Below are 24,984 nucleotides of genomic sequence, written 5' to 3'. Positions count from 1 at the left end.
CCGGGCGCGCTTTGACAAAGTCTTGCGAAGGGGCACGATGCGCGCGACCGTAAAGTTGGTATTGGCGATGACCGGGTTGCTCCCGCTGGCCGCCCGCGCGCAGGACGCCGCAGTCGCGGCCGCGCCCGTTGTGCCGGTAACGACGACGGCAATGCCGGCAGCGGCGACCGTCGCGCCGGTGCTCGGCACCCCCGGTATCGGCCAGCCCGGTGGCGGCTGGAACCTTCAGGAAGCGATGACCCCGATCGCGGTCGAAGCGCGCCATATGGCGACGACGATCCTCGATCCGCTGATGCTCGGCGTCTGCATCGTCGTCTTCGCATTGCTGTTCTACACGCTGTTCCGCTACCGCGCCGCGCGCAATCCGGTTGCGTCGCGGACCTCGCACAATACCGTCGTCGAGGTGATCTGGACCGTCGTGCCGGTGCTGATCCTCGTCTGGATCGCGGTGCCGTCGTTCCGCCTGCTCGCCAACCAGTATGAGCCGCCCAAGGCCGGGCTGACAATCAAGGCGACCGGCCACCAGTGGTATTGGGAGTATGAATACCCCGACCAGGGCGGCTTTAGCTTCGATTCGATCATCCTGTCCGACGCCGACGCGATCAAGAAGGGCGACCCCGCCAAGCTTGGCGTCGACAACCGCGTCATCGTTCCGGTCGGCACGACCGTTCGCGTCCTGACCACCGCCGCCGACGTCATCCACGCCTGGGCGATGCCGTCGTTCTGGGTCCAGATGGACGCGGTTCCGGGCCGCATCAACGAGACGTGGTTCAAGGTCGATCGCCCCGGCGTCTATTACGGCCAGTGCTTCCAGCTGTGCGGCACCAAGCACGCCTTCATGCCGATCGCGGTCGAGGTCGTCTCGAAGGAGCGCTTCGCCCAGTGGGTCGCGGCGAAGCAGAAGGAAAACGGCATCACGCCGCCGGGGGCGAAGACCGCCGCCGCGCTGACCGCCGGTGCCGTCGCCGGTGCCGAGACGCCTGCTCCAGCCGCAGGCAATGCCCCAGCAGAGGCTGCGACCGCCGTTGCTCCCGCCGTCCCGACCGAGACCGCTCCCGCCGCGCCCGCCGCGCCGGCCCCGACAAAGTAAGGGCTTTAGTAATGGCCACTTCCGCCTTCGACGCCGGGCTCGCCCACGACGATCATAGCCATCACGTCGAACTGTCGTTCGCGCAGCGCTGGCTGTTTTCGACCAATCACAAGGACATCGGCACGCTCTACCTGATCTTCGCGATCTTCGCGGGGACGCTGGGTGGGGCGATCTCGGGCATCATGCGCGCCGAACTCGCGCACCCGGGCATCCAGTATCTGACGTGGTTCACGCACGGCAATCTCGATGCGTCGTACCACCTGTGGAACGTCTTCATCACCGCGCACGGCCTGATCATGGTGTTCTTCACCGTCATGCCCGCGATGATCGGCGGCTTCGGCAATTGGTTCGTGCCGCTGATGATCGGCGCGCCAGACATGGCGTTCCCGCGGATGAACAACGTTTCGTTCTGGCTGCTCGTGCCGTCGTTCCTGCTGCTGCTCGGGTCGATGTTCGTCGAAGGACCTGCTGGGTTCAACGGCGTCGGCACCGGCTGGACGCTTTACGCCCCGCTCAGCACGTCGGGCCACCCTGGGCCGGCGGTCGATATGGCGATCCTGTCGCTCCACCTTGCCGGTGCGTCGTCGATCCTCGGCGCGATCAACTTCATCACGACGATCTTCAACATGCGCGCGCCCGGCATGACCCTCCACAAGATGCCGCTGTTCGTCTGGTCGGTGCTGGTGACGGCGTTCCTGCTGCTGCTCTCACTCCCGGTTCTCGCTGGCGCGATCACGATGCTGCTGACCGATCGTAACTTCGGCACGACCTTCTTCGACCCTGCCGGTGGTGGTGACCCAATCCTGTACCAGCACCTGTTCTGGTTCTTCGGCCACCCCGAGGTCTACATTCTCATCCTCCCAGGCTTCGGCATGATCAGCCAGATCATCTCGACCTTCTCGAAGAAGCCGGTGTTCGGTTACCTCGGCATGGCGTACGCGATGGTCGCGATCGGCCTGATCGGCTTCATCGTCTGGGCGCACCACATGTTCACCAGCGGCCTCGACGTGAACACCAAGATGTACTTCACCGCCGCAACGATGATCATCGCGGTGCCGACCGGCATCAAGATCTTCAGCTGGATCGCAACGATGTGGGGCGGGTCGCTGACCTTCCCGACGCCGATGCTGTGGGCGATCGGGTTCATCATCATGTTCACCGTTGGCGGCGTTACCGGTGTCATCCTGTCGAACGCCGGCATCGATACCTACATGCACAATACCTATTACGTCGTCGCGCACTTCCACTACGTGCTTTCGCTCGGGGCGGTGTTCGCGATCTTCGCCGGCTTCTATTACTGGTTCGGCAAGATGTCGGGGCGCCAGTACAACGAGACGCTCGGCAAGCTCCACTTCTGGATCTTCTTCATCGGCGTCAACGTCCTCTTCATGCCGCAGCACTTCCTCGGCCAGCAGGGAATGCCGCGGCGTATTCCCGACTATCCGGCGCAGTTCGAGCACTACAACTATATCTCGAGCATCGGCTACGGGATCATGGCGGTCGGCATGGTGTTCTTCTTCATCAACGTGATCTACTCGCTCTTCGCCGGACCGAAGGTTGGGGACAATTACTGGGGTGAAGGCGCAACGACGCTCGAGTGGACGCTGTCGTCACCGCCGCCGTTCCACCAGTTCGAGACGCTGCCGGTTATCAAGTAGCGGCGATGAGTGCCGCTGCCGTCCCTTTGCCTGACAGGCTGATCGTCGCCGCGCCCGAAGGGGTCAGCTTCGCCGATTGGCGCGACTATCTCGCACTGCTGAAGCCACGGGTGATGTCGCTCGTGATCTTCAGCGCGGCGTGCGCGCTGCTGACCGCGCCGGGGCATGTCCACCCGTTCATCGGCTGCGTTGCGATCCTCTGTGTCGCGATCGGTGCCGGGGCTTCGGGTGCGCTCAACCAATGGTATGAGGCCGACATCGACGCGCTGATGAAGCGCACCGCGAACCGGCCGCTGCCGGCGGGCCGGGTCTCGCCCGACGAGGCACTGGCGTTCGGCGTCGCGCTCGCGGTCGGGTCGGTCGCGGTGATGGGCCTCGCGGTCAACTGGCTCGCGGCGGGCATCCTCGCCGGGTCGATCCTGTTCTACTCGGTCGTCTACACTGTGTGGCTCAAGCGCCGGACGCCGCAGAACATCGTTATCGGTGGTGCCGCCGGTGCTTTCCCCCCGTTGATCGGCTGGGCGGCGGTGACCGGCGACGTCACCGCGCTGCCGTGGCTGATGGTCGCGATCATCTTCCTGTGGACCCCGCCGCACTTCTGGAGCCTCGCGCTATTCATGGAGGCGGACTACGCCAAGGCCGGGGTGCCGATGCTCCCCGTCGTCGCGGGCGAGACTGCGACGCGGCAGCAGATACTGCTCTACACGCTCGTCCTCGTGCCCGTGACGATCCTGCCGTGGGCGCTCGGTTTGACCGGCTGGGTTTACGGGAGCGTTGCCGCTGTCACCGGCGCGATCTTCATCGCCCGCGCAGTCGCGGTCTACCGCAACACCGCGACGCTCGCGGCGGAGATGGCGCCTGAAAAGCGCCTGTTCAAATACTCGCTCCTCTACCTGTTTCTGATCTTCGCCGCGCTCGTCGCCGACCATTGGCTCGTCGCGTGAACGTTGACTGGACCCCCGAGCAGACCGCCGAGTTCAACCGCCGCCGCCGCGCGCGTAACCTCGCGCTCGGCGTCGTCCTCGGCGTGCTCGTCATCCTGTTCTTCGGGATCAGCATCGTGAAGATGGTGCCATGAGCGGAGCCACTGCGAACCGGACGACCGCGCTGTGGGCTGCAGGCTTTGCTGTCTCGATGATCGGCCTCGCCTATGCCAGCGTGCCGTTGTACCGCGCCTTCTGCGCCGCAACCGGGTTCGCGGGCACGACGAGTCGCGCGATTGCGGCGCCGACGGCTCCGGTCGCCGGGCAGACGGTCAAGGTCCGCTTCGACGGCAATACCTCGCCCGGTATGCCGTGGCTGTTCAAGCCGGTGACGGTCGAGACGACGGTCCCGATCGGCGGGCGGCGGATGGCGTTCTTCCGTGCGACCAACATCAGCGGCGCGACGACGACCGGGCGCGCGGCGTTCAACGTCTCGCCCGACCTCGCCGGTAAGTATTTCAAGAAGATCGCCTGTTTCTGCTTCACCGAGCAAACGCTCAAGGCGGGTGAGACGGTCGACATGCCGGTGACCTATTTCATCGATCCCGCGATCCTCGATGACCCGCAGGCGCGCAAGATCGACGAGATCACTTTGTCCTACACTTTCTTCCCGGTCGACGCCGAAAAGGTGGACCGGGCGGGGGCCGATCCGGTAAGCCCCGCCGTACGAACCCAAGGATAGACCATGGCCGGCGCCAAGACCCACAACCACGACTACCACCTCGTCAACCCGAGCTCGAAGCCGATCCTCGGCTCGTTCTCGGCGCTGATTCTCGCTGCCGGCGCGATCGGCTGGATGCACAAGATGGCGTGGGGCCCGTGGGTGTTCTTCCTCGGCGTCGCGGCGGTCCTCGCGACCTTCTTCTTCTGGTGGTCCGACGTCGTCCATGAGGCGAATACCGGCGACCACACCCCGGTCGTCCAGCTTAGCCACCGCTACGGAATGATCCTGTTCATCGCGTCCGAAGTGATGTTCTTCGTCGCGTGGTTCTGGGCGTATTTCAGCTCGTCGCTCTACCCGAGCAGCGCCGCTGCGATCGGCGGCGTCTGGCCGCCGAAGGGGGTCGAGGTGCTCGACCCGTTCGCCTTCCCGCTGCTCAACACGATGATCCTGCTGCTGTCGGGAACGACCGTGACATGGGCGCACCACGCGCTGATCCACGGCGATCGCGAGGGGCTCAAGAAGGGCCTGTGGTTCACGATCATCCTCGGCGCGACCTTCAGCTGCATTCAGGCGTTCGAATATAGCCACGCCGCGTTCGGCTTCGCCGGCAACATCTACGGCGCGACCTTCTACATGGCGACCGGCTTCCACGGCTTCCATGTCTTCGTCGGCACGATCTTCCTCCTCGTCTGCCTCGTCCGCGCATATCGCGGCGACTTCACCCCGACCCACCACTTCGGCTTCGAAGCGGCGGCGTGGTACTGGCACTTCGTCGACGTCGTCTGGCTGTTCCTGTTCATCGCGATCTATTGCTGGGGCAGCAAGTTCGGCGCGCTGGTGACTGCGGCTGCGGGATAACGACATGACCCGCCCTTTGGCGCAGCCGGCGCTGCAGGGTGCGGTTCTCGGACTCTGCCCCCGCTGCGGCGCGCCGGGGTTGTTCAAGGGCATCGCCAGTTTCGCTTCTGCCTGCCCGAAATGTGGCCTCGACTATGCCGCGTTCGACGTCGGCGATGCGGCCGCTCCGTTCCTGATCTTTATCGTCGGCGCGGTCGTCGTCGTCGGCGCGATCTGGCTCGAACTCAGCCGGTCGCCGCCGTGGTGGGTCCATGTCATCATCTGGGTGCCGCTGACACTCGGGCTGACATTGGCACTGCTGCGGGTGGCGAAGGGTATCCTCCTCGCGCTCGAATATAAGAACGACGCCCGGCTGGGTCGCTCGGAATAGATGGGTCAAGTGAAGCGGCTTCCCCTCGGCGCGACGCTCCTGACGCTGCTGATGATTCCGGTCCTGATCGGCCTCGGGGTTTGGCAGCTTCAGCGGCGCGACTGGAAGCACCAGCTGATCGCCCGGCTTGAGGCGGCGAAGACGCTGCCGCCGGTCACCCCCCACGACTATTACCGCGCGATGATCGGCGTCGCCGACCTCCAATACCGTCATGCCGAGGTCGACTGCCGCCCCGGCCGCATCGCGCCGTACGACGTCAAGGGCGGGACAAGCGCGGGTGGTGATGACGGAGGGCAAGGCGGCTTCCTCGTCCTCGTCGACTGCAACGACCCGGCGCGGCACGCCAAGCCCGACCTCGTCGTCGTCGCCGGGTGGACGCTGCGCCCCGATACCGTCAAGCAGCTCGACCTCGACACGCATTTCAGCGGCACGCTGATCGAGCGGCCCTACGGCACCGAGCCGGGGCGGCCGCTGTTCATGCTCATTCCGACGACCGCCGCGCCCGGGCTGCTGCCGTCGCGCGTGCCGGTGCCCGACGACCTGCCCGACAATCATCTGAGCTATGCGATGCAGTGGTTCGCCTTCTCGGCGACGCTCGGGGTGATTTACGCGATCTATGTCCGGCAATGGCGGCGGCGGCAGCTGAGCTGAACTGAACTCCGGTCGAGGCGCGGCGCGAAGGGCCGGCCCGTCTGCGCCGCTTGAATTGGGTCTGTCCTACAGCCCCCGGCGTGTGTCAGGGTCGGATGCGTAACCGGCCCAAGGCAGCCGCATGTTCTTTCTCATTGCTGGTGACGACATGATTGCGGGCACTCCCCGCCGCTGCAAACTGGCAATTTTCGCCTGAGGCGCGTGCGGCGTGGCGCCTTGCTGAACGCAGGAGAAGGACATCGCGAAAGCAAATCCGATGTCCAAAACCGTGAACTTCGTGTGACCTTTCGCGACCGACGAGCCCGCGACACATCCCGCCCCCCGCCTTGCTCCCGCCACGCCCCGCCGCTAGACCGACGACCCGATGAACTATGTCAGCACGCGCGGGGCCGCGCCTTCCCTCGATTTCGAAGCGGTGACCCTCGCCGGGCTCGCTGCCGACGGCGGTCTTTATGTTCCCGCAGTTTGGCCGACGCTGTCGCGCGCCGAGATCGCTGGGCTCGCCGGGCTGAGCTATGTCGAGACCGCAGTCCGCGTCTGCACGCCGTTCGTCGGCGACGCGCTGAGTGAGGATGACCTTCGCCGCCTGCTGACGACAGCCTACGCCGGGTTCAGCCACGCCGCGGTCGCCCCGCTCAAGCAGCTCGACGACCGCCACTGGCTGCTCGAACTGTTCCACGGCCCGACGCTCGCGTTCAAGGACGTCGCGATGCAGGCGCTCGGGCTGTTGTTCGAGACCTTCCTCGGGCGGCGGACCGAGCATCTGACGATCATCGGCGCGACGAGCGGCGACACCGGGTCGGCGGCGATCCACGCGCTCGCCGGCCGCGCGCACCTCGACGTCTTCATGCTCCACCCGCTTGGGCGCGTCACCGATGTCCAGCGGCGGCAGATGACGACGGTGCAGTCGCCGAACGTCTTCAATATCGCGGTCGAGGGGAATTTCGACGACGCACAGGCGCTGGTCAAGGCAATGTTCAACGATCCGGGGTTCTCCGGTACATACCGGCTCGCGGCGGTCAATTCGATCAACTGGGCGCGGCTGATGCTCCAGATCGTCTATTATTTCTACGCCGCGGTCCGCCTCGGCGCGCCCGAGCGCAGCATCAGCTTCAGCGTTCCGACGGGCAATTTCGGCGATATCTTCGCGGGCTATGTCGCGGCAAAGATGGGCCTGCCGATCGGCAAGCTCATCGTCGCGACCAACACGAACGACATCCTCTACCGCGCGCTGAGCGCGGGCGACTATTCGGTCGGCCATGTCGAGGCGACCGCCGCGCCGTCGATGGATATCCAGGTCAGCTCGAACTTCGAACGGCTGTTGTTCGACCTGTATGGGCGCGACGGCGCGGCGACGGCGGCGGCGATGACCGGGTTCGAGGCGACCAAGCGACTCGACCTGACGCCGGCGATGCGCGCCGAAGCGGCGGCGCTGATGACCAGCGCACGGGTCGACGCCGACGGGATGGCGGAGGCGTTGCGCTGGGCAGCGTCGGAATGCGGCGAGCTGGTCGATCCGCATACTGCGATCGGGCTGGCGGCGGCGCGTGATCTGGCGGGTGAGATCGACGGCCCGATCGTGACACTGGCGACGGCGCACCCCGCCAAATTCCGCGATGCGGTCGAGCGCGCCTCGGGCCAGCGTCCGGTGCTGCCGCTGCGCGCCGCCGGGCTGTTCGACCGCGAGGAGCGCTTCGCCACGCTCCCCGCTGAATTGCACGCGGTCGAGGCGTATATCGCCGAGCGGGCGACGGCGCGATGACGACCCGGCTCACCACTCTCGCCAACGGCATCCGCGTCGTCACCCGGTCGATGCCGCACGTCGAGACCGTCGCGCTCGGGCTCCACGTCGACACCGGCGCGCGGTCGGAAACCGAGGCGACCAACGGCGTCGCACATCTGCTCGAGCATATGGTGTTCAAAGGCACCGCGACGCGGTCGGCGCGACGGATCGCCGAGGAGATCGAGGACGTCGGCGGGTCGCTCAACGCCTATACCGCGCGCGACATGACGGTGTTTCACGCGCGCCTGCTCAGCGCCGACACCCAGCTCGGCATGGAGATGATCGCCGACCTCGTCCGCGCCCCGCGCTTCGACGAGGAGGAGCTCGAGCGCGAAAAGGCGGTCGTTCTGCAGGAACTCGGCGAGGCGCGCGACACTCCCGACGACATTGTCTTCGACCATCTCCAGGCCGCCGCCTTCCCCGACCAGTCGATCGGCCGGTCGATCCTCGGCTCCGAAGCGAGCATCGCCGCGCTGACCTCGCGCGACCTGCGCGACTGGCTCGACGTCCAGTATCGCGGCGGATCGTGCATCGTCGCGGCGGCGGGCAAGGTCGACCATGACGCCTTGGTCACGCTGAGCGAGGCGTTGTACGGCGACCTTGGCCCCGGGGTCCGGCCCGGCACCGCCCCGGCGGTATTCGCCGCCGGCGTGATCCACGACCGGCGTAAGTTCGAGCAGGCGCACCTCACCCTCGGGCTCCCCGCTCCGGGGCACCATGACCCCGACTTCGATGCGATCGCGCTGTTCGTCACCGCGGCGGGCGGCGGGGCATCGTCGCGGCTGTTCCAGGAACTCCGCGAGGAGCGGGGGCTGGCATATTCGGTCTATGCCTCGACGACGCCCTACGCCGACGCCGGGCTGTTTTCGGTCTATCTGGCGACGGCGAAGAAGGACGCCGGGCGCGCAATGGACCTTGCGGTCCAAGTACTCGCCGACACCGCAAGCGGGTTGCGGCCCGACGAGCTTGCACGGGCGAAGGCGCAGGTCCGCGCGGGTGTCCTGATGAGCCTCGAATCGCCCGGCGGTTGGGCCGAATATCTTGCGCGGCAGTTGCTCGCACATGGGTACGTCAAGACGCCCGCCGACATCGTCGCGCGGATCGAGGCGGTCGACCTCGACACCGTCCGCGCCGCCTCGGCACGGATGGTCGCCGGGCCGTATGCGGTCGCCGATGTCGGCGCGGCGGCGGTGCGGCGGGCAGCGTGAAGCTCGATGTCCTGACTGCCGAGCCGTGGGCCGACTATGGACTGGTCGATTCGGGGCACGGGCGAAAGCTCGAACGCTACGGGCCGTACCGTTTCATCCGCCCCGAGCCGCAGGCATTGTGGTCTCCAGCGTTGCCCGACTGGCAGGCCAATGGCGAGTTTGTCGGCGGGTCGGAGGAGGACGGCGGCGGCCGGTGGAACCTCGACAGCACGGTGCCGCACGCGTGGCCGCTCGCCCGCGGCCCACTGAAGTTCCGCGCGAATAACACCCCGTTCCGCCACCTCGGCTTCTTCCCCGACATGGCGGTACATTGGGACTGGATGGCGGAGCGCGTCGGCGCCGGGTCGGAGGTGCTCAACGTCTTCGGCTACACCGGGGTCGGCACGCTGGCGTGCGCCGCGACGGGAGCGGGGGTCACCCACCTCGATGCGTCGAAGAAGGCGGTCTCGGCGGCGGTCGAGAACCAGCGGCTCAGCGGCCTCGCCGACGCGCCGGTCCGCTGGGTGGTCGACGACGCGCTCAAGTTCATGCGGCGCGAGGTCCGGCGCGCGCGGCGCTACGACGGCATCATCCTCGACCCGCCGAAGTACGGGCGCGGCCCGGAGGGCGAGGTGTGGGAATTGTACCGCGACCTGCCCGAATTGCTGGCGTTGGCGCGCAGCCTGCTCGACGAGCGGTCGGCGTTCCTCGTCCTGACGGTCTACGCAATCCGCATGTCGGCGGTGGCGATCGCCGAACTTGCGGGCGAGGCGTTGGCGGGACTGGGAGGGACGATCACCGCAGGCGAGATGACGATCCACGAGGAAGCCCGGGGGCGGCTATTGCCGACCGCGATCTTCGTGCGGTGGGAGCGTTAGGAGGCCATCTCTGCAGCTATTGGCGGTTGGCAAAAATTGCCAATGCTCGGGAAACGGGTAAGGTGTCGCCATGCCTACTCGCAATGTCAGCCTGACCGACTTCCACGATCGCTTCGTCGGTGAGATCGTCGCGAAAGGGCGCTTCCAGAACGCCAGCGAAGTCGTCCGTGAGGGCTTGCGGTTGCTCGAGAAGCGCGAACTGGAGGAGGCGGCGAAGCTCGCCCGGTTCGAGATGCTCGTGGCCGAAGGCGACGCTGCCTATGCCCGGGGAGAGTATGAGGAGGTCGCAACCGAAGACTTAGCCTCATGGCTGGCTGGCCTCGGTCGAACGGGCCGCGGTAAGACAGCTTGATGAAGCGGCGCATCAGCGTCGCGGCCCAACATGATATCGCAGCGATTCTCGATTGGAGTGCGGATCACTTTGGCGCTGCTGCGCGAGCCCGGTACGAGCGACTGATCGAACGCGCACTTACGATGATAACGATCCATCGCGATCCATCCGGGGGGCGCATCATCTCGGGCGTGTTTGCACGGCGCCTTTATCACTTACGGAACTGCCGCGCCGATAGTGTCGGCGAGACTGTTGGCAATCCGCGTCACGTTATCGTCTATCAGATAGTCGAACCCGATCTCGTGGTCGTTGCCCGCATCCTGCACGATGCAATGGACCTGCCCGCGCACTTCACCGACGGCTGATCTTACCCCCGCCGCCGCGCCTTCGGCTCGTCCGCAACCGCGACCTCGCTGCCCGCCGCGCGCAGTCCGCGCATGTGCTCCATCTCGCCACGGAAGCGCCCCATCTCGCTCGCGGCGAGCGTCGTGCCGCCTAGGAACTTGATGCCGGTCGGGTCGACGGGCTTTTCGTTGACCCAGACTTCGTAGTGGAGGTGGGGGCCGGTCGACAGGCCGGTCGAGCCGACGTAGCCGATCACCTGCCCCTGCGCGACGAGCGTGCCGGGCTTGACTGCGAATTTGCTCATGTGGGCGTAGGCGGTCATCAGCCCGGGGTGGTGGAGGATCTGGACGTAGTTGCCGTGCCCGCCGTGCCACCCGGCGAAGGTGACCTTGCCCGCCGCCGCCGCCATGATCGGCGAGCCCATCGCCGCGCCGAAGTCGGTGCCCTGGTGGAGCCGCGAGAAGCCGAGGATCGGGTGGAGGCGCATGCCGAAGCCGCTCGTCTCGTGGGCGCCATCGACCGGGGTCCGCATCAGGCCCTTCTTGGCGCTCTCGCCGTTGGCGCGGAAAAACATCGCCTTGCCGCCATAGGTCCAGCGCATCAGCTCGACCGGGTCGCCGTGTTCGGGGCGGAGTGCGGCGTACAGCAGCCCGCCGGTCTCGGTCTCGCCGGTCGCAGCGCGGCGGTGTTCGAGGACGACGTCGAAGCGATCGCGACGTCCGACCTGCCGCTGGAGGTCGAGGACATACGCAAGGTTCTGGCGATAGTCGGCGACCTGGCCTTCGGGGACCCCGGCGGCGCGGACCGCGCGGACGAGGTTGGTGCCGACGAGGCCGGTCACGCGGAGGGGCGTGCTGTCGACTGCGATCGGGATGCGCTTGAGGTCGAGCGACCCGTCGGCGCTCCGTCCGACTTCGAGGCGGAGGTCGAACGCGGCGCGGAAGCCGAGGCTGGTCAGCGGGCGCGGGACGGTGCGGGTCTCGCGGCGGCCGAGGACGAGGTCGATGCCGGTCCCGGGGGCGATGCCGTGGACCGCGCCGCCAACGAGTTGCGCGACGGTCGAGGCGTCGTCGGCACCAACCCCGGCACGGCGCAGCGCAGCACCGATGCCGTCACCGCGGCCGATGCGCGCGGTCGTCTCAATTTGCGGACGTTCGGGAATTTCGCTTAGCGCTTCGACGAGTTTGGTCGGCGGCGTCGTCCGGCCGGTCGTCGCGCCTGATGCCAAAGGCGCGATCGTGTCGGGGCGGGCGTCGTCGTACTGGACCGGGGTCAGCGTCGCGCGGACCGTCTGCGGCAATGGGGCAATGCGGTATCCGGCGACGAGCGCGGTCGCGCATAATGTCAGGACCAGCCCGAGGCCGAGCCACCAGTCACGGCTGCCAATCGCCTGCCCGAGGTCGACGCACAGGTCGAGGTCGGCGAAGCGGTCGAAGTCGAAGCGCGGCGCTTTGGGCCGCTCCGCCGTTGGGCGCGGCAGAAGGATAACGCGGCCCGGCCGTAATGCGACCGCGCCGCCACTGCCGGCACCGCCGAAGCTATTGATTCCCGGTTGATACAAACCGAACCCCCGCTCTGTCGCTCACCGTACCCGTGTGCCGCGATTAACCCCAAGTCAACGGCGGGGCGGACTGGCTGGTGCGACGATGCGGCGAAGCGATGACTTACAAGGTTCACTTGAATCGGCTTCGCAGCCATGGCATCAAGTCTCAGCCCATTATCCGTCAAAGGATGCAATGAGCCGAGCAGTGTTCCGCCGTACGCCCGTCTTGTATCCGGGCACCTCCGACCTCAGTTCGAGGTCATGAGCGGATTGCTTCGCACTTCGGAGAACGCCCGCGAGGTTGGGCCCCGGGTCACTGCGGTTCTCGGTCCGACGAACACCGGCAAGACCTTTCTCGCGGTCGAACGGATGTGCGGTCACGCCAGCGGCATGATCGGCTTTCCGCTTCGCCTGCTCGCCCGCGAGGTCTACGACCGCGTCGTCGCGATCAAGGGGGCGGGCCAGGTCGCGCTGATTACCGGCGAGGAAAAGATCGTCCCCGAGGGCGCGCGCTATTTCCTATGCACCGCGGAATCGATGCCCTTGGACCGTGAGGTGGCGTTCGTCGCGATCGACGAGGGTCAGGTCGGCGCCGATCCGGTGCGCGGCCACGTCTTTACCGATCGCATGCTCCATATGCGCGGCTATGCCGAGACGATGATCCTCGGCTCGGAGACGCTGCGGCCACTCATCCGCAAGCTGTTGCCGCGCGCCGAGATCATCACCCGCCCGCGTTTCTCGACGCTGACTTATGCGGGGCCGAAGAAGCTGTCGCGGCTGCCGAAGCGGACCGCGATCGTCGCCTTCACCGCGCAGGAAGTCTACGCGCTCGCCGAGATGCTGCGGCGGCACAAGGGCGGCGCGGCGGTCGTCATGGGGTCGCTCAGCCCGCGGACGCGCAACGCCCAGGTCGCGATGTACCAGTCGGGCGAGGTCGATTATCTCGTCGCGACCGACGCGATCGGCATGGGGCTCAACATGGATATCGCCCATGTCGCCTTCGCTGGCTTGAGCAAGTTCGACGGCAAGCGCCACCGGCGGCTGACGACGCCCGAGATGGCGCAGATCGCCGGGCGGGCGGGGCGCTTCCAGAAGGACGGCAGCTTTGGCGTCGTCCAACTTGGCCAGGACGCGGTGTCGACCTTCGAGGCCGAGGAGATCGCAGCGATCGAGGGGCACGTCTTTCCGCCGCTGACGCAATTGACGTGGCGCAACACCCACGCCGACTTCAACACGCTGCCGCGGCTGATCGGCTCGCTCGACGAACGGTCGCCGCGCGCCGAGCTTGTCCGCGGCGACGATGCGATCGACCTCGCGGTGCTCAAGCGGCTGGCTGGTGAACCTTGGGTGATGGAGCGCGCGCACGGTCGCGGGCGGATCGCGCGGCTGTGGTCGGCGTGCAGCCTGCCCGATTATCGCAAGACCGGGGCCGAGCAGCACACGCGGCTCGTCGGGCGGGTGTTCCGTCACTTGAGCGAGGGCGACGGGACGCTGCCGGCGGCGTGGATCGCGAGCGAGGTCGCCGCGCTCGACAATGTCGCGGGCGACATCGGCACGATCGCCGACCGGATCGCGGCGGCGCGGACGTGGACCTATGTCGCACATCGCCCCGGCTGGCTCGCCGACGGGACGCTGTGGGCCGACCGCACGCGCGAACTCGAGGACCGGCTGTCGGATGCGCTTCACGTTAAGCTGACGCAGCGCTTCGTCGACCGGCGAACCGCGGTGCTGCTCCGCGATCTCAAGATCAAGGGTGAGCAGCGCGTCGAGGTCGACCCAGATGGGTCGGTCGCGGTCGAAGGCGAGATTATCGGCACGCTCGATGGCTTCCGCTTCACGCCCGACCCGGCGGCGCGTGCGGGCGAGAAGCGGATGCTCCTCGCTGCCGCCGAACGCCATTTGCCGAAGGAGTTCGAGCGCCGCTGCACCGCGCTCGCCGCCGCCCCCGACGGCGAGTTCAGCCTGTCGTTCGACGGGGCGCTGCCGCCGCGCATCCTGTGGAACGGCGCGCGGGTCGGGTTGCTGCGGACCGGACGGGATGCGCTGAACCCGCGCGTCGAAACCGACCGCGCGTTAGAGGGCGTCGCCTTCGCCGATCGCCGCCGGGTCGCCGATCGGCTGACCGCGTGGTTCGCCGCGTCGCGCGACAAGCATCTCAGCTCGCTGATGTCGGTCGCCGCGCTCGTCCCCGAGGTCTCGCCCGCCGCGCGTGGACTGATCGTTCGGCTGGTCGAGACGATGGGCTGCCTGACGCGCGCGGCGGTCACCGCACAGGTCGACGCGCTGACCCGCGCCGACCGCAAGGCGCTGCTCGCCGCCGGGGTCAGGATCGGTGTCATCCATGTCTTCATCGCCGCCGCGCTGCGCCCTGAACCGACCCGCTGGCGCCTGGCGCTGTGGGCGGTCGCGGAGGGCATCGCCATCCTGCCCGCGCCGCCGGTGCCGGGCCTCGTCACCGTCGATGTCGCCCCCGGCATCCCATCCGCTTTCTACGACGTCGCCGGCTTCTGGAGCATTGGTACGCAGGCCGTCCGCATCGATATGGTCGATCGGCTGGCGCGCGCGATGCACGGCCAGCGCGATGGCCGCAGTCCGTTCGTGCCCGACGCCAACTGGATCGCCAGCGTCGGCATGAGCCGGGAGGGCTTCGCCCGCCTGATGCGCGCGCTCGGCTACCGGCCGAAGCTCGTCGACGGCACGGCGGCGTTTGCGTGGGGGGGCTCGCGGATCGAGCCTCGTCGCGTCGAGGTCGTCGACGATGCCCCCGATTCTCCCTTCGCGATCCTTCGGCAAATGAAAGGACGGTAGCTTTTGGTCCATGGTCAGGGTTTGCGGCTCGACAAATGGTTGTGGTTCGCAAGGTTGACGAAATCGCGCAGCGATGCGCAGCGGCTCTGCGAGAGCCGTCACCTGCGCCTCGATGGCCGGGTGATCGATCGCCCCTCGGCGCTGGTGCGCGCCGGGTCGGTGGTAAGTTTTCCCAAACATGACGATGTCGTCGTCGTCAGGGTGCTCGGGATTGCCGAACGGCGGGGGCCGTTCAGCGAAGCCCGCGAGCTCTACGCCGACCTGACGCGTAGTCGCGGGGCCGACCCACTGTTGACGGGAGCGCTTGCTGCCGTCTAGCAGGGGGTGGTTAGGCGACCTGGGGTTCGACAATGACGTACGTGGTGACCGAGGCTTGCATCAAGTGCAAGTACATGGACTGTGTCGAGGTGTGCCCGGTCGACTGCTTCTATGAAGGCGACAACATGGTCGTCATCAACCCGTCCGAATGCATCGACTGCGGCGTGTGCGAACCCGAATGCCCGGCCGAGGCGATCCTGCCCGATACCGAGGGCGGCCTCGACAAGTGGCTCGAACTCAACGCGACCTTCTCGGCGTCGTGGCCAAACATCACCGTCAAGGGCGCGACCCCGCCCGACGCCGAAGCGCACAAGGGCGAAGAGGGCAAGTTCGACAAGTATTTCTCGGACAAGCCCGGAACCGACGGCCAATAGGTCCGCCCCCCGTTTGGGGGAGGGTGCAGGGAACACAAAAGCGTGGAAAACCGCGCCTTTTTGTGTTACAACTTCGGTCGCGTCGCTCGTTCGTGACGCGGTTCCGGGTCGTGGCGCGGTGCGTCGGACCCGATTAGCGAAGGCACGCACGCAACCGTCCGCAGCCCCGATGTGATGCCGCCGTGTCCCCTCACGGATGGCCGCGCGACGCGGACCCAGAAAGGAACTTACATGGCAGCCAAGCCGCTCAATTTCGTCGTCGGCGATCACGTCGTCTATCCCAAGCACGGGGTTGGCCGGGTCGTCGAGGTGCAGAGTTCGGAGATCGCCGGGACTAATCTCGAGCTCTACGTCCTGCGCTTTGAAAAGGAGCGGATGACGCTGCGGGTCCCGACGAACAAGGCCGAAGGCGTCGGCATGCGCAAGCTGTCGAGCCAAGCGACGTTGCTCGAGGCGCTCACCACCCTCAAGGGGCGCCCGCGGATCAAGCGGACGATGTGGAGCCGCCGTGCGCAGGAGTATGAGGCCAAGATCAATTCAGGCGACCTCGTCTCGATCGCCGAGGTCGTCCGCGACCTCCACCGTGCCGAAGATCAGCCCGAGCAGAGCTATTCCGAGCGCCAGATCTACGAAGCGGCGATCGGCCGCCTGGCGCGCGAACTGGCGGCGATGGAGAACATCGACGAGCCGGCGGCACAGGCGAAGATCGAAAGCGTGCTGAAGGCAGCGTGAGCGACGGCGCGGCTGCGCGTAGCGAAACCGACGCCCTTCGCGTCGGTTAGCTGCGCGCAGACTCGCGCCGAGCCGGCCGGCGGGGCGGGCGGCGATGCCGTCCGAACCCGTCCGACGACGCGGGCTTTGCCCGCGTTCTATCCGAATTTCCCGCACGCGGCGGCCCGACAAAAGGACCGCTCATGCCCCGCCTCGCCGGCAAGATCGCGCTCGTCACCGGTGCCGCGCAAGGCATCGGCGCAGCGATCGTGCGCGCTTTCGTCGACGAAGGTGCGATCGTCTGGCTGACCGACCTTGCAATCGAACCCGCCGAGCGGGAGGCGGCATTAGTCGGCCACGGCGCAACTGCGGCAACGCTCGACGTCCGCGACGAAGCGGCGTGGATCGCGACCTACGCCCGCATTCTCGATCGCGACGGCCGGATCGACATCGTCGTCAATAACGCTGGAATCACCGGCTTCGACACGCCCGGCGCGCACGATCCCGAGAATGCGGCGCTCGATGATTGGCGCGCCGTCCACGCGACCAATCTCGATGGCGTTTTTCTCGGCTGCAAGCACGCGATCCGCGCGATGCGACCGGAAAGGCGCGGGTCGATCATCAACATGTCGTCGCGTTCGGGTCTCGTCGGGATCCCGGGAGCCGCAGCCTACGCTTCGTCGAAGGCGGCAGTCCGCAACCACAGCAAAAGTGTCGCCCTGTGGTGCGCGCAGCAGGGCCTCAACATCCGCTGCAACTCGGTCTACCCGGCGGCGATCATGACGCCGATCTGGGATGCGATGCTCGGAGACGAGCCTGGCCGCGACGCCCGGATGGCCAGGCTCGTTGCCGATACGCCGCTTCGCCGCTTCGGCACGGTCGACGAAGTCGCGGCGATCACGGTCTATCTTGCATCAGATGAGTCGACCTACACCACGGGGGCAGAATTCGTCATCGACGGAGGATTACTTGCGGGATCGGCGGCAAGCCCCGGATAGCGGCTGGACAGGCCGATCGCCCTGTGTATTATGCAAATAACACACAGTATGGGGATACTTCGATGACTCGCCTGCCAACGCTCTCCGTCATTGCCGCCGCAACTTTCCTCGCTGCCGCAGCGCCCTCGCTCGCCGCCGAGCGCGATTTTCCGGTCGGTAGCTTCGACCGTCTCGCGGCAGGCGGTTCGGCCAACATCACCGTGACCACCGGCGCGCGACCAAGTGTCCATGCGACCGGCGAGGCAGCGGCGCTCGATCATCTTGATATTCGGGTCGACGGCGAAACCCTCAAGATCGGCACCAAGCGCGACAGCATGTGGTCCGGATGGCGCGACCACGGGCGCGTCCAGATTGCGATCACCGTGCCGATGATCCGCGCGGTCGACCTCGCCGGTTCGGGAACGGTCACCGTCGATCGGATCAAGGTCCGCGACTTCGATGCCTCGATCGGCGGCTCGGGACGCCTCGACGTCGCCCTGCTCGACAGCGACACGGCCAAATTCGACGTCGCCGGGTCGGGTGACATGGCGATCGCCGGTCGCTGCGGTTCGGCCAAGGCGAGCATCGCGGGCTCGGGCGACCTCAAGCTGACCGGGCTCAAGTGCGCGACATTCAGCGCCAGCGTTGCCGGGTCGGGGCGGATCGATGCCTACGCCAGCCAGACCGCGACCCTGTCGACGATGGGGTCGGGCGACATCAACGTGTCGGGCGGCGCGCGCTGCTCGGTGTCGACCGCGGGCAGCGGTAAGGCGCGCTGCAGCTAACGGACGTGTGACGGCGGCATTCTAATCGGCCGGAATTTGCCGCTGTCCTACATGCCGCGGTATCGATTAGGCTCGGGTATCGTGTCGGCCAACGGGCCAATGTTTTGCTCTTTCTCATTGTCGGTATCGTCGTCGCCCGCGGGCCGGGCACTATCCCGCTCGCGCAGACCTTGTGGACTTCCGCCGAAATCGTCGCGATCGACGATGTGAAAAGCTGGTCGTTGCGTGGACTTGTGTCACCTTTCGCGCTTCGATCGAGCCGATCGGCCCGCGAACAACGGTGTGCAAAAGCCGGTCGTTGCGTGGACTTGTGTAACCTTTCGCGCAGCGGTCGAGGTGATCGGCCCACGAACAATGGGGTGCAAAAGCCGGTCGTTGTGTGGACTTGTGTAACCTTTCGCGCTGCGGTCGAGGTGGTCGGCCCGCAAAGAAAGGCGCGATTCAAATGTGCTTTTCCCTGACCTTATCGTGACCTTAGCGAAGAGTTGTACCGGATAGGCTAAATCCACTATGACGCTGTCCGCGTGCCGCAAAATCCTTGGTTAAAAATCTAGTCCCTCAAACCAGCCACAGCGCAGCAAGCTCGCGGAGCATCGCGGGCGGCACGGCATCGAGGTCGGCGTCGCCCGCATTCATGTCGCGCGGGGCGTCGTCGGGGTTGAGATAGCGCCACCCTTGATGCGCCCGGCGCGGCGTCGCCAGCACGGGCACCGGCTCGGTCGCCAGCGCGATCCGGCACTTCGTCCCCCACTCGGTCTCGACCATGTCGAGGCCGATGATCGCCTGCCGCGCGACGAGCGTGTGCTTGATGATCCAGAACAGCGACCCGCCGCTCATCTCGGCGGCGCGCTTCGGCATAGAGCGCGTCAGGCAATACGCCTGTCCCTCGCTCGCCGCACGCAGCGCATGGCGCTCGGCGAGCGCCTCGACGCTCGCGCAGCCGACCGCGACCTTGGTGAGATGGAGCGTCACGACAGGTGAAACAACGCCGCCAACCCGAGGAAGGCGAAGAAGCCGATGACATCGGTCATCGTCGTGACGAACACCGTCGAGGTTACCGCCGGGTCGATGCCGAGCTTTTCGAGCACGAGCGGGATGACGATCCCCGAGAGCCCGGCATTGACGTGATTGATCAGCATCGCACTGAACAGGACGAGGCTGAGCGCGCTGTCGTGGTAGACAAGCTGGCAGCCGACCGCCATCAGCGCGCCGAGCCCGAGGCCGTTCGCCAGCGCGATCCACAGTTCGCGGCGGATCATCCGCGCGGTGTTCGAGCTCGTCAGCTGGTTCATCGCCAGCGCGCGGACCGTCACCGCCATCGTCTGCGTCGCGGCATTGCCGCCCATGCCGGCGACGATCGGCATCAGCACCGCGAGCGTGACGAGGCGGCTGATCGTGCCTTCGAACGCCGCGACCACCGACGAGGCGAGGATCGCGGTGCCGAGGTTGATCAGCAGCCACCACATCCGCACCTTGATCGTCTCGACGATTGGCTCGTTGATGTCGCCGTCGCCCGCGCCCGACAGCTTGAGCGCGTCCTCGCCCGCTTCCTCCTGGATGATGTGGACGATGTCGTCGACGGTGATGACCCCAACGAGCCGCCCGCTGGCGTCGACCACTGCCGCCGAGATCAAGGCGTATTTCTGGAACTGGAGCGCGACCTCCTCCTGGTCCTCGTCGACCGGGATCAGCGTCTGGTCGCGCTGCATCACTGCGGCGACGAGCGCGTCGCGCTTCTGCGTCAGCAGCCACGACAGGCGGATCGTGCCGGTCGGATGGTGCGCCGGATCGACGACGAAGACTTCCCAGAAGTCGGTCGGCAGGTCGGGCTCGCTGCCGATAAAGTCGATGATCGCGCCGATCGTCCAATGCTCGGGAACCGCGACGAGGTCGCGCTGCATCAGCCGCCCGGCCGACTCCTCGGGATAACCCAGCGCAGCCTCGATCGCGGCGCGGTCGTCGGGGTCGAGCGCACGGAGCACCTCGCGCCGGTCGTCGTCGTCGAGTTCCTCGATAATCGACACGGCGTCGTCGGTGTCGAGTTCGGAAACGACCGCGGCGACTTCGACGGGGGTGCGGACGTCGAGCAGGGCCTCGCGGACCCAGTCGTTCATCTCGGCGATGACGTCGGCGTCGAGCTTGTCGCCGAGCGCCTTGGCGAGATCCTGGCGATAGTCGCCGGGGATCAGTTCGAACAGGTCGGCGATGTCGGCTTCGTGGAGCGGATCGACGAGCGCGCGGGTCGCGGCGGCGTCCTCGGCATCGAGGCTGGCGACGACCTTGGCGACGAAGCCGCGGCGCAGGCGGCCGTCGTCGTCGAACACGCCACGCGGCTCGCTCACCGCGACGGCGGGCGGCTCGAGGAGGTCCTCGGGGGTCACGCGGCCTCGGCGGCGGGATAGTCTTCGGTGTCGATCGCGGCGTTCATCGCCGGCGAATAGCGATGGCCGTGAACCGTCGACTGGTTGATCAGCGCGTCGAGCGCCGTCATCGTCGCCGGGTCGAGCACGATATCGCGCGCTGCCCAATTCTCCTCGAGATGCGGGACGCTCGCGGTGCCCGGGATCGTGACGAGATCGGCGTCCCGATTGATTAGCCATGCCAGCGACAGCTGCGCCGGGGTGTGCCCGAGATCGGCAGCCATCTGCGCAAACGCGGTGAACAACGCATTGTTCGCGGCGAAATTGTCGCCCTGAAAGCGTGGCATCGTCCGGCGAATGTCGCCATCGGTGAGCGCTGCCGGATCGGTGACGCCGCCCGCCAGGAAACCGCGGGCTACGGGAGAGAAGGCGACGAAGGTCGTGCCAAGCTCATGGCACGCCGCCAGCACGCCGAGTTCGGGATTGCGCGTCCACAGCGAGTATTCGGTCTGGAGCGCGGCGATCGGGTGGATCGCGGCGGCGCGGCGCAGCGTCGCGGCACTCACCTCGGACAGGCCGATGCTGCGGATCTTGCCCGCCGTGACCGCATCGGCGAGCGCCCCGACCGACTCCTCGATCGGCGTCTTCGGGTCGAGCCGGTGGAGGTAGTACAGGTCGATCGTGTCGACGCCGAGCCGCGACAGGCTTTCGTCGAGCACCGCCATCACCCCGGCGCGGCTGCCGTCGAGGACCCGCGGTCCCTTGATGCCACCCTCGCCGAGGCGGATGCTGCACTTCGACGCCAGGATGAATTCGTCGCGGCGCGACTTGAGCGCCCGCCCGATCAGCGTCTCGTTATGCCCGACGCCGTACAGCGCGGCGGTGTCGAGGAAGTCGTAGCCGAGGTCGAGCGCGCGGTGCAGCAGCGCCTCCCCCTCGGCATCGCCCGGCGGCGTGCCATAGGCATAGCTGAGCGACATGCAGCCGAGCCCGACGCTCTCGACCATGAACGGCCCGAGCTTGCGCTTTGCCATGTGCGGTCTCCTTCGATGTGATGTCGCTCCCCGATTGGCCGGGGACGGCCAGAATGCCAAGGGATTATTCACTTATCCGGACGAAGCATGGCTTTCGCCGCCGCCGTGCCTTGTCGCGGCCCGGCCACCGCAGCAGTATGCCACGTATGTTCACCCACCGCCTCGCCACCGAAGCCGACCTCGACACCCTGCGCGGGCTGATGCTGGCGGCGATCGAGACCAACCAGCGCGGCTTCCTCACCCCGGCGCAGGTCGCCGCGAGCCATAGCCTGATGGGCCTCGATACCCAGCTCGTCGCCGACCGCACTTATTTCATCGTCGAGTGCGATGGCCGCATCGCCGGCTGCGGCGGGTGGAGCTACCGCGCCGGGGTTTATGGCGGCGACCACAGCACTGCGCTGCGCAACGCGACCCCGCTCGACCCGGCGACCGATCCGGCGCGCATCCGGGCGATGTACACCCACCCCGATTTCGTCCGCCGCGGCGTCGGCCGCCTGATCCTCGAGGTGTGCGAGGCAGCGGCGCGGGCGGCGGGGTTCCGCCATGTCGTGCTGATGGGGACGCTGTCGGGCGAGCCGCTGTATCGCGCATCGGGCTATGCCGTCGCCGAGCATCGGGCGGACACCGTCGGCGATGTCGAGGTGCCGCTGATCCGGATGACCAAGCGGCTCGACTAGCCGGGGTCGGGGCCCCCGCTCAGGGGGCGATTGGTGCGGCCAAGAAGACTCGAACTTCCACGGCCTTTCGGCCACAACGACCTCAACGTTGCGCGTCTACCAGTTCCGCCATGGCCGCACGACCATCATGTCCGGGGCGTGCCCCAGCCGGTAGGAGGGCGCGATTAGCAGAGGCCGGTGGCGGGTGCAACCGGTGTCGCGCACCCGATGTCGCAGCCTGAACCTTTGACCGCAGCACGAGTTCGCCTCCCGACCCCAAATCAGGAGCGATCTCATGGACTCGAACGACAATGGACCCTCGCGCCGCCAGGTCGTCGGCGCCGCCAGCATCGGCCTCGCTGCGATGGCGGCGGCCCCCGCCGTCGCGCAGTCGAGCGGCAGCACCCCCGCCGGCCCGGCGAAGATCAGCGACCCGCGGACCAAATACCCCAAGCCGCCGTTCAAGGAGCAGAAGCAGCCGTGGCCCGGCCTCCAGTCGAAGATGGACCCGGTCCCCGACTGCGGCGAGACGAGCTACAAGGGCAACAACCGGCTGACCGGGCGCAAGGCGCTCGTCACCGGCGGCGATAGCGGCATCGGCCGCGCCGCCGCGATCGCCTTTGCTCGCGAAGGTGCCGACGTCGCGATCAATTACTACCCGTCGGAGGAATCGGATGCGCGCGAGGTCATCGACCTGATCCGCCGTGAAGGCCGCACCGCGGTCGCGATCCCCGGTGACCTCCGCGACGCCGCCTTCTGCCGCCATCTCGTCGCCGAAGCGGTCAAGGGCCTCGGCGGGCTCGACATCGTCGTCAACAATGCCGGTCGCCAGCAGAGCCAGAAGTCGATCCTCGACATAACCGACGAGGCGTTCGACGCGACGATGAAGACCAACATCTACGCGCCGTTCCACATCATCAAGGCGGCGCTGCCCCACCTGCCCCCCGGCGCGGTGATCATTGGCACGACGTCGGAGCAGGCGTACGACCCGAGCGAGGACCTGTACGACTATGCCCAGACCAAGGCGGCGACGATGAACTACGTCAAGAGCCTCGCGAAGCAGCTCGCGCCGAAGGGCATCCGCGTCGTCGGCATCGCCCCCGGGCCCTTCTGGACCCCGCTCCAGGTGTCGGGCGGCGCGCAGCCCGACAAGCAGATGTCGTTCGGCGGCAAGACCCCCGCCGGGCGTCCCGGCATGCCCGCTGAGATCGCCGGGCTGTACGTCCGCGCGGCCGAGGACGGCGGCAGCTACACCACCGGCAACGTGCTCGGCGCAGGCGGCGGACAGGGCCAGCCGTAGGTCGAGCCCGCCCCGGCCTCGCTCCCCGATGTCATCCCCGCGCCGGCGGGGGCCCAAGGTCACTGCCGATTGTGACTTTGGGTCCCCGCTTTCGCGGGGATGACAAGTTTTGACGGTCCGCCCAATCTGCCTCCTGCCGTCCTGTCCTCTCTCCCCTTTGTCATCCCCGCGTAGGCGGGGACCCAAGGTCACCACCCGACAGTGACTTTAGGTCCCCGCTTTCGCGTGGATGACAATGAATGAATGGTCACGCCTGCTATCTGCTCGACATCTCGCTAATCCTCCACGGCCGCACCGCCCTAAGTTCAAAATAAGTTCACACAAACGCCGGCGCTTTTTCGCTCCGCCCGCCGCCGGTCGTCCGCCCCCCGCGCTCCCAGCAATCCGCCGCGCACGACGTCCTGATATCCTCGTCGAGATCGGCCATCGACGCCGCGTCGTCGAGGTCCGCGCCGGTCAGCTCCTCGCCCACGACATCCAGCCAGCGGTCGGCGCGGCGTTCGTCGCGCATGAGCACCGCCGTCAGTTCGGCCTGCGTCGGCCCGTGGTCGGGTCCGGTGCCGTCGTCGACGCGCGGGGCAACCGGCTCGTCGCCGGTTTCGAGCGCGCCGGTATAGGCGTCGACCGTCGCGGCATAAGCGATGGCGGGGTCGGGCACCGGGCGGCGCGCGCCGTTCGCCGCAGGAGCGCCGGCGACCGGCTGCAGATGCTTGAGCAGCTCTTTCAGCAGGCGGTCGCTGAAGATCGCCCTGGTCCCGACGATTTCGCCGCGATACATGACCGGCACCGTCACCCCGCGCGTCACCCGCGCGATCGCGAGCTCGCGGATCGCATAATAGGCCATCGCCGAAGCCGCCCGCCAGCCGACCGCAAAGGCCCCCTCGGCATCGCGCGCGCGCAGGCGGTACGCCGACGAAGCCGACATATCGGCCGCCGCCGCCGCCTGCTCGACATTGCCGTGCGCCGCGAGTTCCTCGAGAAAGTCGAGCTGCCGCTCGGTCGTCCACCCGTCGCTGCGCGTCGCGCGTGGGGTGGGCGAGGTCGGCGTGGCGTCGTGTGTGTAGGACATTGAACCGCTCCTGTTTAGAACGGGAGATCAGTTAACCAAATAAGTCCTACAAGTCAAGGAGAGAATAAGGTCGCTGACGTCTGATAGCAGATCGAAGAGGTTGACGGATCGTTTAAGATCCGTTATGGTCTGGCATCCTTTAGCTTAAGCGACGGGAGTAGTTAGTTTATACCGTCAACAGCTAATTTCAGGTCGGTCGGGTGCATAGTCGCCTCGCTCGCTTGGATGAAGGTTGAGGTGTCAGCCGGGAC

At 67.0% G+C, this 24,984-nt stretch carries 26 protein-coding genes and 1 tRNA gene; 21 read left to right on the top strand and 6 right to left on the bottom strand.

Annotated elements, in window-relative coordinates:
- Window positions 1-37: 37 nt before the first annotated feature.
- From coxB to KZX46_RS19125, 13 genes are all read left to right on the top strand, one after another.
- Complete coding sequence (gene coxB, locus KZX46_RS19185) at window positions 38-1,090, top strand: cytochrome c oxidase subunit II (protein WP_226896063.1); 1,053 nt, start codon at window positions 38-40, stop codon at window positions 1,088-1,090.
- A gap of 11 nt (window positions 1,091-1,101) precedes the next feature.
- On the top strand, window positions 1,102-2,748 hold the full coding sequence (ctaD, locus tag KZX46_RS19180; protein ID WP_219775300.1) for a cytochrome c oxidase subunit I: 1,647 nt from the start codon (window positions 1,102-1,104) through the stop codon (window positions 2,746-2,748).
- Window positions 2,749-2,861: 113 nt separating this feature from the next.
- Entirely contained in the window at window positions 2,862-3,692 is an 831-nt protein-coding gene (locus KZX46_RS19175) for a heme o synthase (RefSeq protein WP_255615582.1), read from the top strand.
- Complete coding sequence (locus KZX46_RS19170) at window positions 3,689-3,826, top strand: hypothetical protein (RefSeq protein ID WP_219775298.1); 138 nt, start codon at window positions 3,689-3,691, stop codon at window positions 3,824-3,826. Before KZX46_RS19175 ends, KZX46_RS19170 begins: the two co-directional genes overlap by 4 nt.
- Window positions 3,823-4,413, top strand: coding sequence for a cytochrome c oxidase assembly protein (locus KZX46_RS19165; protein WP_219775297.1), 591 nt, complete (start codon window positions 3,823-3,825; stop codon window positions 4,411-4,413). Before KZX46_RS19170 ends, KZX46_RS19165 begins: the two co-directional genes overlap by 4 nt.
- A gap of 3 nt (window positions 4,414-4,416) precedes the next feature.
- Window positions 4,417-5,253 carry a cytochrome c oxidase subunit 3 gene (locus KZX46_RS19160; RefSeq protein WP_219775296.1) on the top strand — a complete coding sequence of 279 codons (837 nt, stop codon included), beginning with the start codon at window positions 4,417-4,419 and terminating at the stop codon, window positions 5,251-5,253.
- Window positions 5,254-5,257: 4 nt separating this feature from the next.
- Window positions 5,258-5,623, top strand: coding sequence for a DUF983 domain-containing protein (locus KZX46_RS19155; protein WP_219775295.1), 366 nt, complete (start codon window positions 5,258-5,260; stop codon window positions 5,621-5,623).
- Between the two features lie 9 nt (window positions 5,624-5,632).
- On the top strand, window positions 5,633-6,274 hold the full coding sequence (locus KZX46_RS19150) for an SURF1 family protein (RefSeq protein WP_219775294.1): 642 nt from the start codon (window positions 5,633-5,635) through the stop codon (window positions 6,272-6,274).
- A 364-nt stretch (window positions 6,275-6,638) separates the two neighbouring features.
- The gene (gene thrC, locus KZX46_RS19145; protein ID WP_219775293.1) at window positions 6,639-8,036 is read left to right on the top strand and encodes a threonine synthase; all 1,398 of its coding nucleotides are present in this window, start codon (window positions 6,639-6,641) and stop codon (window positions 8,034-8,036) included.
- Entirely contained in the window at window positions 8,033-9,265 is a 1,233-nt protein-coding gene (locus KZX46_RS19140; protein WP_219775292.1) for a pitrilysin family protein, read from the top strand. Before thrC ends, KZX46_RS19140 begins: the two co-directional genes overlap by 4 nt.
- Entirely contained in the window at window positions 9,262-10,122 is an 861-nt protein-coding gene (locus KZX46_RS19135; protein WP_219775291.1) for a class I SAM-dependent methyltransferase, read from the top strand. Before KZX46_RS19140 ends, KZX46_RS19135 begins: the two co-directional genes overlap by 4 nt.
- 70 nt (window positions 10,123-10,192) lie before the next feature.
- Window positions 10,193-10,474 carry a type II toxin-antitoxin system ParD family antitoxin gene (locus KZX46_RS19130; protein ID WP_219775290.1) on the top strand — a complete coding sequence of 94 codons (282 nt, stop codon included), beginning with the start codon at window positions 10,193-10,195 and terminating at the stop codon, window positions 10,472-10,474.
- The gene (locus KZX46_RS19125; RefSeq protein WP_219775289.1) at window positions 10,474-10,818 is read left to right on the top strand and encodes a type II toxin-antitoxin system RelE/ParE family toxin; all 345 of its coding nucleotides are present in this window, start codon (window positions 10,474-10,476) and stop codon (window positions 10,816-10,818) included. The genes KZX46_RS19130 and KZX46_RS19125 overlap by 1 nt, the downstream gene beginning before the upstream one ends.
- Window positions 10,819-10,820: 2 nt before the next feature.
- Here the strand turns inward: KZX46_RS19125 and KZX46_RS19120 are convergent, their stop codons facing one another.
- Complete coding sequence (locus KZX46_RS19120; RefSeq protein ID WP_219775288.1) at window positions 10,821-12,359, bottom strand: M23 family metallopeptidase; 1,539 nt, start codon at window positions 12,357-12,359, stop codon at window positions 10,821-10,823.
- A gap of 243 nt (window positions 12,360-12,602) precedes the next feature.
- Between KZX46_RS19120 and KZX46_RS19115 the strand changes: the two genes are divergently transcribed.
- From KZX46_RS19115 to KZX46_RS19090, 6 genes are all read left to right on the top strand, one after another.
- Window positions 12,603-15,149, top strand: coding sequence for a helicase-related protein (locus KZX46_RS19115; RefSeq protein ID WP_219775287.1), 2,547 nt, complete (start codon window positions 12,603-12,605; stop codon window positions 15,147-15,149).
- Window positions 15,150-15,203: 54 nt separating this feature from the next.
- Window positions 15,204-15,467 carry a S4 domain-containing protein gene (locus KZX46_RS19110; protein ID WP_369426582.1) on the top strand — a complete coding sequence of 88 codons (264 nt, stop codon included), beginning with the start codon at window positions 15,204-15,206 and terminating at the stop codon, window positions 15,465-15,467.
- Window positions 15,468-15,499: 32 nt separating this feature from the next.
- Entirely contained in the window at window positions 15,500-15,841 is a 342-nt protein-coding gene (fdxA, locus tag KZX46_RS19105) for a ferredoxin FdxA (protein WP_216708647.1), read from the top strand.
- Window positions 15,842-16,072: 231 nt separating this feature from the next.
- Window positions 16,073-16,573 carry a CarD family transcriptional regulator gene (locus tag KZX46_RS19100; RefSeq protein ID WP_216708648.1) on the top strand — a complete coding sequence of 167 codons (501 nt, stop codon included), beginning with the start codon at window positions 16,073-16,075 and terminating at the stop codon, window positions 16,571-16,573.
- Window positions 16,574-16,755: 182 nt separating this feature from the next.
- Window positions 16,756-17,550, top strand: coding sequence for an SDR family oxidoreductase (locus KZX46_RS19095; protein WP_219775286.1), 795 nt, complete (start codon window positions 16,756-16,758; stop codon window positions 17,548-17,550).
- A 62-nt stretch (window positions 17,551-17,612) separates the two neighbouring features.
- Entirely contained in the window at window positions 17,613-18,314 is a 702-nt protein-coding gene (locus tag KZX46_RS19090; protein WP_219775285.1) for a head GIN domain-containing protein, read from the top strand.
- A gap of 558 nt (window positions 18,315-18,872) precedes the next feature.
- Here KZX46_RS19090 and KZX46_RS19085 read toward each other — a convergent pair.
- Genes KZX46_RS19085 through KZX46_RS19075 form a run of 3 tightly spaced genes read right to left on the bottom strand, consistent with a single transcriptional unit; the run spans window position 18,873 to window position 21,708 of the window.
- Window positions 18,873-19,286 (bottom strand): DUF1489 family protein, encoded by a 414-nt coding sequence (locus KZX46_RS19085; protein ID WP_219775284.1) that lies wholly within the window; start codon window positions 19,284-19,286, stop codon window positions 18,873-18,875.
- Complete coding sequence (gene mgtE / locus KZX46_RS19080) at window positions 19,283-20,695, bottom strand: magnesium transporter (protein WP_216708652.1); 1,413 nt, start codon at window positions 20,693-20,695, stop codon at window positions 19,283-19,285. Before mgtE ends, KZX46_RS19085 begins: the two co-directional genes overlap by 4 nt.
- Window positions 20,692-21,708: an aldo/keto reductase gene (locus KZX46_RS19075; protein WP_219775283.1), complete on the bottom strand. Its 1,017-nt coding sequence runs from the start codon at window positions 21,706-21,708 to the stop codon at window positions 20,692-20,694. Before KZX46_RS19075 ends, mgtE begins: the two co-directional genes overlap by 4 nt.
- Window positions 21,709-21,854: 146 nt before the next feature.
- Between KZX46_RS19075 and KZX46_RS19070 the strand changes: the two genes are divergently transcribed.
- Window positions 21,855-22,385 (top strand): GNAT family N-acetyltransferase, encoded by a 531-nt coding sequence (locus tag KZX46_RS19070; protein ID WP_219775282.1) that lies wholly within the window; start codon window positions 21,855-21,857, stop codon window positions 22,383-22,385.
- 31 nt (window positions 22,386-22,416) lie between these two features.
- Here KZX46_RS19070 and KZX46_RS19065 read toward each other — a convergent pair.
- A tRNA-Leu gene (locus tag KZX46_RS19065) sits at window positions 22,417-22,503 on the bottom strand.
- Between the two features lie 156 nt (window positions 22,504-22,659).
- Here KZX46_RS19065 and KZX46_RS19060 point away from each other — a divergent pair.
- Window positions 22,660-23,664 (top strand): SDR family oxidoreductase, encoded by a 1,005-nt coding sequence (locus tag KZX46_RS19060; protein ID WP_219775281.1) that lies wholly within the window; start codon window positions 22,660-22,662, stop codon window positions 23,662-23,664.
- 316 nt (window positions 23,665-23,980) lie between these two features.
- Here the strand turns inward: KZX46_RS19060 and KZX46_RS19055 are convergent, their stop codons facing one another.
- On the bottom strand, window positions 23,981-24,733 hold the full coding sequence (locus KZX46_RS19055) for a hypothetical protein (RefSeq protein WP_219775280.1): 753 nt from the start codon (window positions 24,731-24,733) through the stop codon (window positions 23,981-23,983).
- Between the last annotated feature and the right edge of the window lie 251 nt (window positions 24,734-24,984).

This window comes from Polymorphobacter sp. PAMC 29334, from assembly GCF_019431245.1.
Lineage (GTDB): Bacteria > Pseudomonadota > Alphaproteobacteria > Sphingomonadales > Sphingomonadaceae > Polymorphobacter_B > Polymorphobacter_B megasporae.
This window is presented reverse-complemented; position numbering and strand designations above follow the sequence as displayed.

Coding starts and splice junctions, on each gene's coding strand:
- fdxA (WP_216708647.1), top strand. CDS start 15,500: ATGACGTACGTGGTGACCGAGGCTTGCATCAAGTGCAAGTACATGGAC.
- KZX46_RS19140 (WP_219775292.1), top strand. CDS start 8,033: ATGACGACCCGGCTCACCACTCTCGCCAACGGCATCCGCGTCGTCACC.
- thrC (WP_219775293.1), top strand. CDS start 6,639: ATGAACTATGTCAGCACGCGCGGGGCCGCGCCTTCCCTCGATTTCGAA.
- KZX46_RS19125 (WP_219775289.1), top strand. CDS start 10,474: ATGAAGCGGCGCATCAGCGTCGCGGCCCAACATGATATCGCAGCGATT.
- ctaD (WP_219775300.1), top strand. CDS start 1,102: ATGGCCACTTCCGCCTTCGACGCCGGGCTCGCCCACGACGATCATAGC.
- KZX46_RS19115 (WP_219775287.1), top strand. CDS start 12,603: ATGAGCGGATTGCTTCGCACTTCGGAGAACGCCCGCGAGGTTGGGCCC.
- KZX46_RS19090 (WP_219775285.1), top strand. CDS start 17,613: ATGACTCGCCTGCCAACGCTCTCCGTCATTGCCGCCGCAACTTTCCTC.
- KZX46_RS19070 (WP_219775282.1), top strand. CDS start 21,855: ATGTTCACCCACCGCCTCGCCACCGAAGCCGACCTCGACACCCTGCGC.
- KZX46_RS19075 (WP_219775283.1), bottom strand. CDS start 21,708: ATGGCAAAGCGCAAGCTCGGGCCGTTCATGGTCGAGAGCGTCGGGCTC.
- KZX46_RS19155 (WP_219775295.1), top strand. CDS start 5,258: ATGACCCGCCCTTTGGCGCAGCCGGCGCTGCAGGGTGCGGTTCTCGGA.
- KZX46_RS19175 (WP_255615582.1), top strand. CDS start 2,862: ATGTCGCTCGTGATCTTCAGCGCGGCGTGCGCGCTGCTGACCGCGCCG.
- KZX46_RS19055 (WP_219775280.1), bottom strand. CDS start 24,733: ATGTCCTACACACACGACGCCACGCCGACCTCGCCCACCCCACGCGCG.
- KZX46_RS19165 (WP_219775297.1), top strand. CDS start 3,823: ATGAGCGGAGCCACTGCGAACCGGACGACCGCGCTGTGGGCTGCAGGC.
- coxB (WP_226896063.1), top strand. CDS start 38: ATGCGCGCGACCGTAAAGTTGGTATTGGCGATGACCGGGTTGCTCCCG.
- KZX46_RS19060 (WP_219775281.1), top strand. CDS start 22,660: ATGGACTCGAACGACAATGGACCCTCGCGCCGCCAGGTCGTCGGCGCC.
- KZX46_RS19095 (WP_219775286.1), top strand. CDS start 16,756: ATGCCCCGCCTCGCCGGCAAGATCGCGCTCGTCACCGGTGCCGCGCAA.
- KZX46_RS19130 (WP_219775290.1), top strand. CDS start 10,193: ATGCCTACTCGCAATGTCAGCCTGACCGACTTCCACGATCGCTTCGTC.
- KZX46_RS19100 (WP_216708648.1), top strand. CDS start 16,073: ATGGCAGCCAAGCCGCTCAATTTCGTCGTCGGCGATCACGTCGTCTAT.
- KZX46_RS19160 (WP_219775296.1), top strand. CDS start 4,417: ATGGCCGGCGCCAAGACCCACAACCACGACTACCACCTCGTCAACCCG.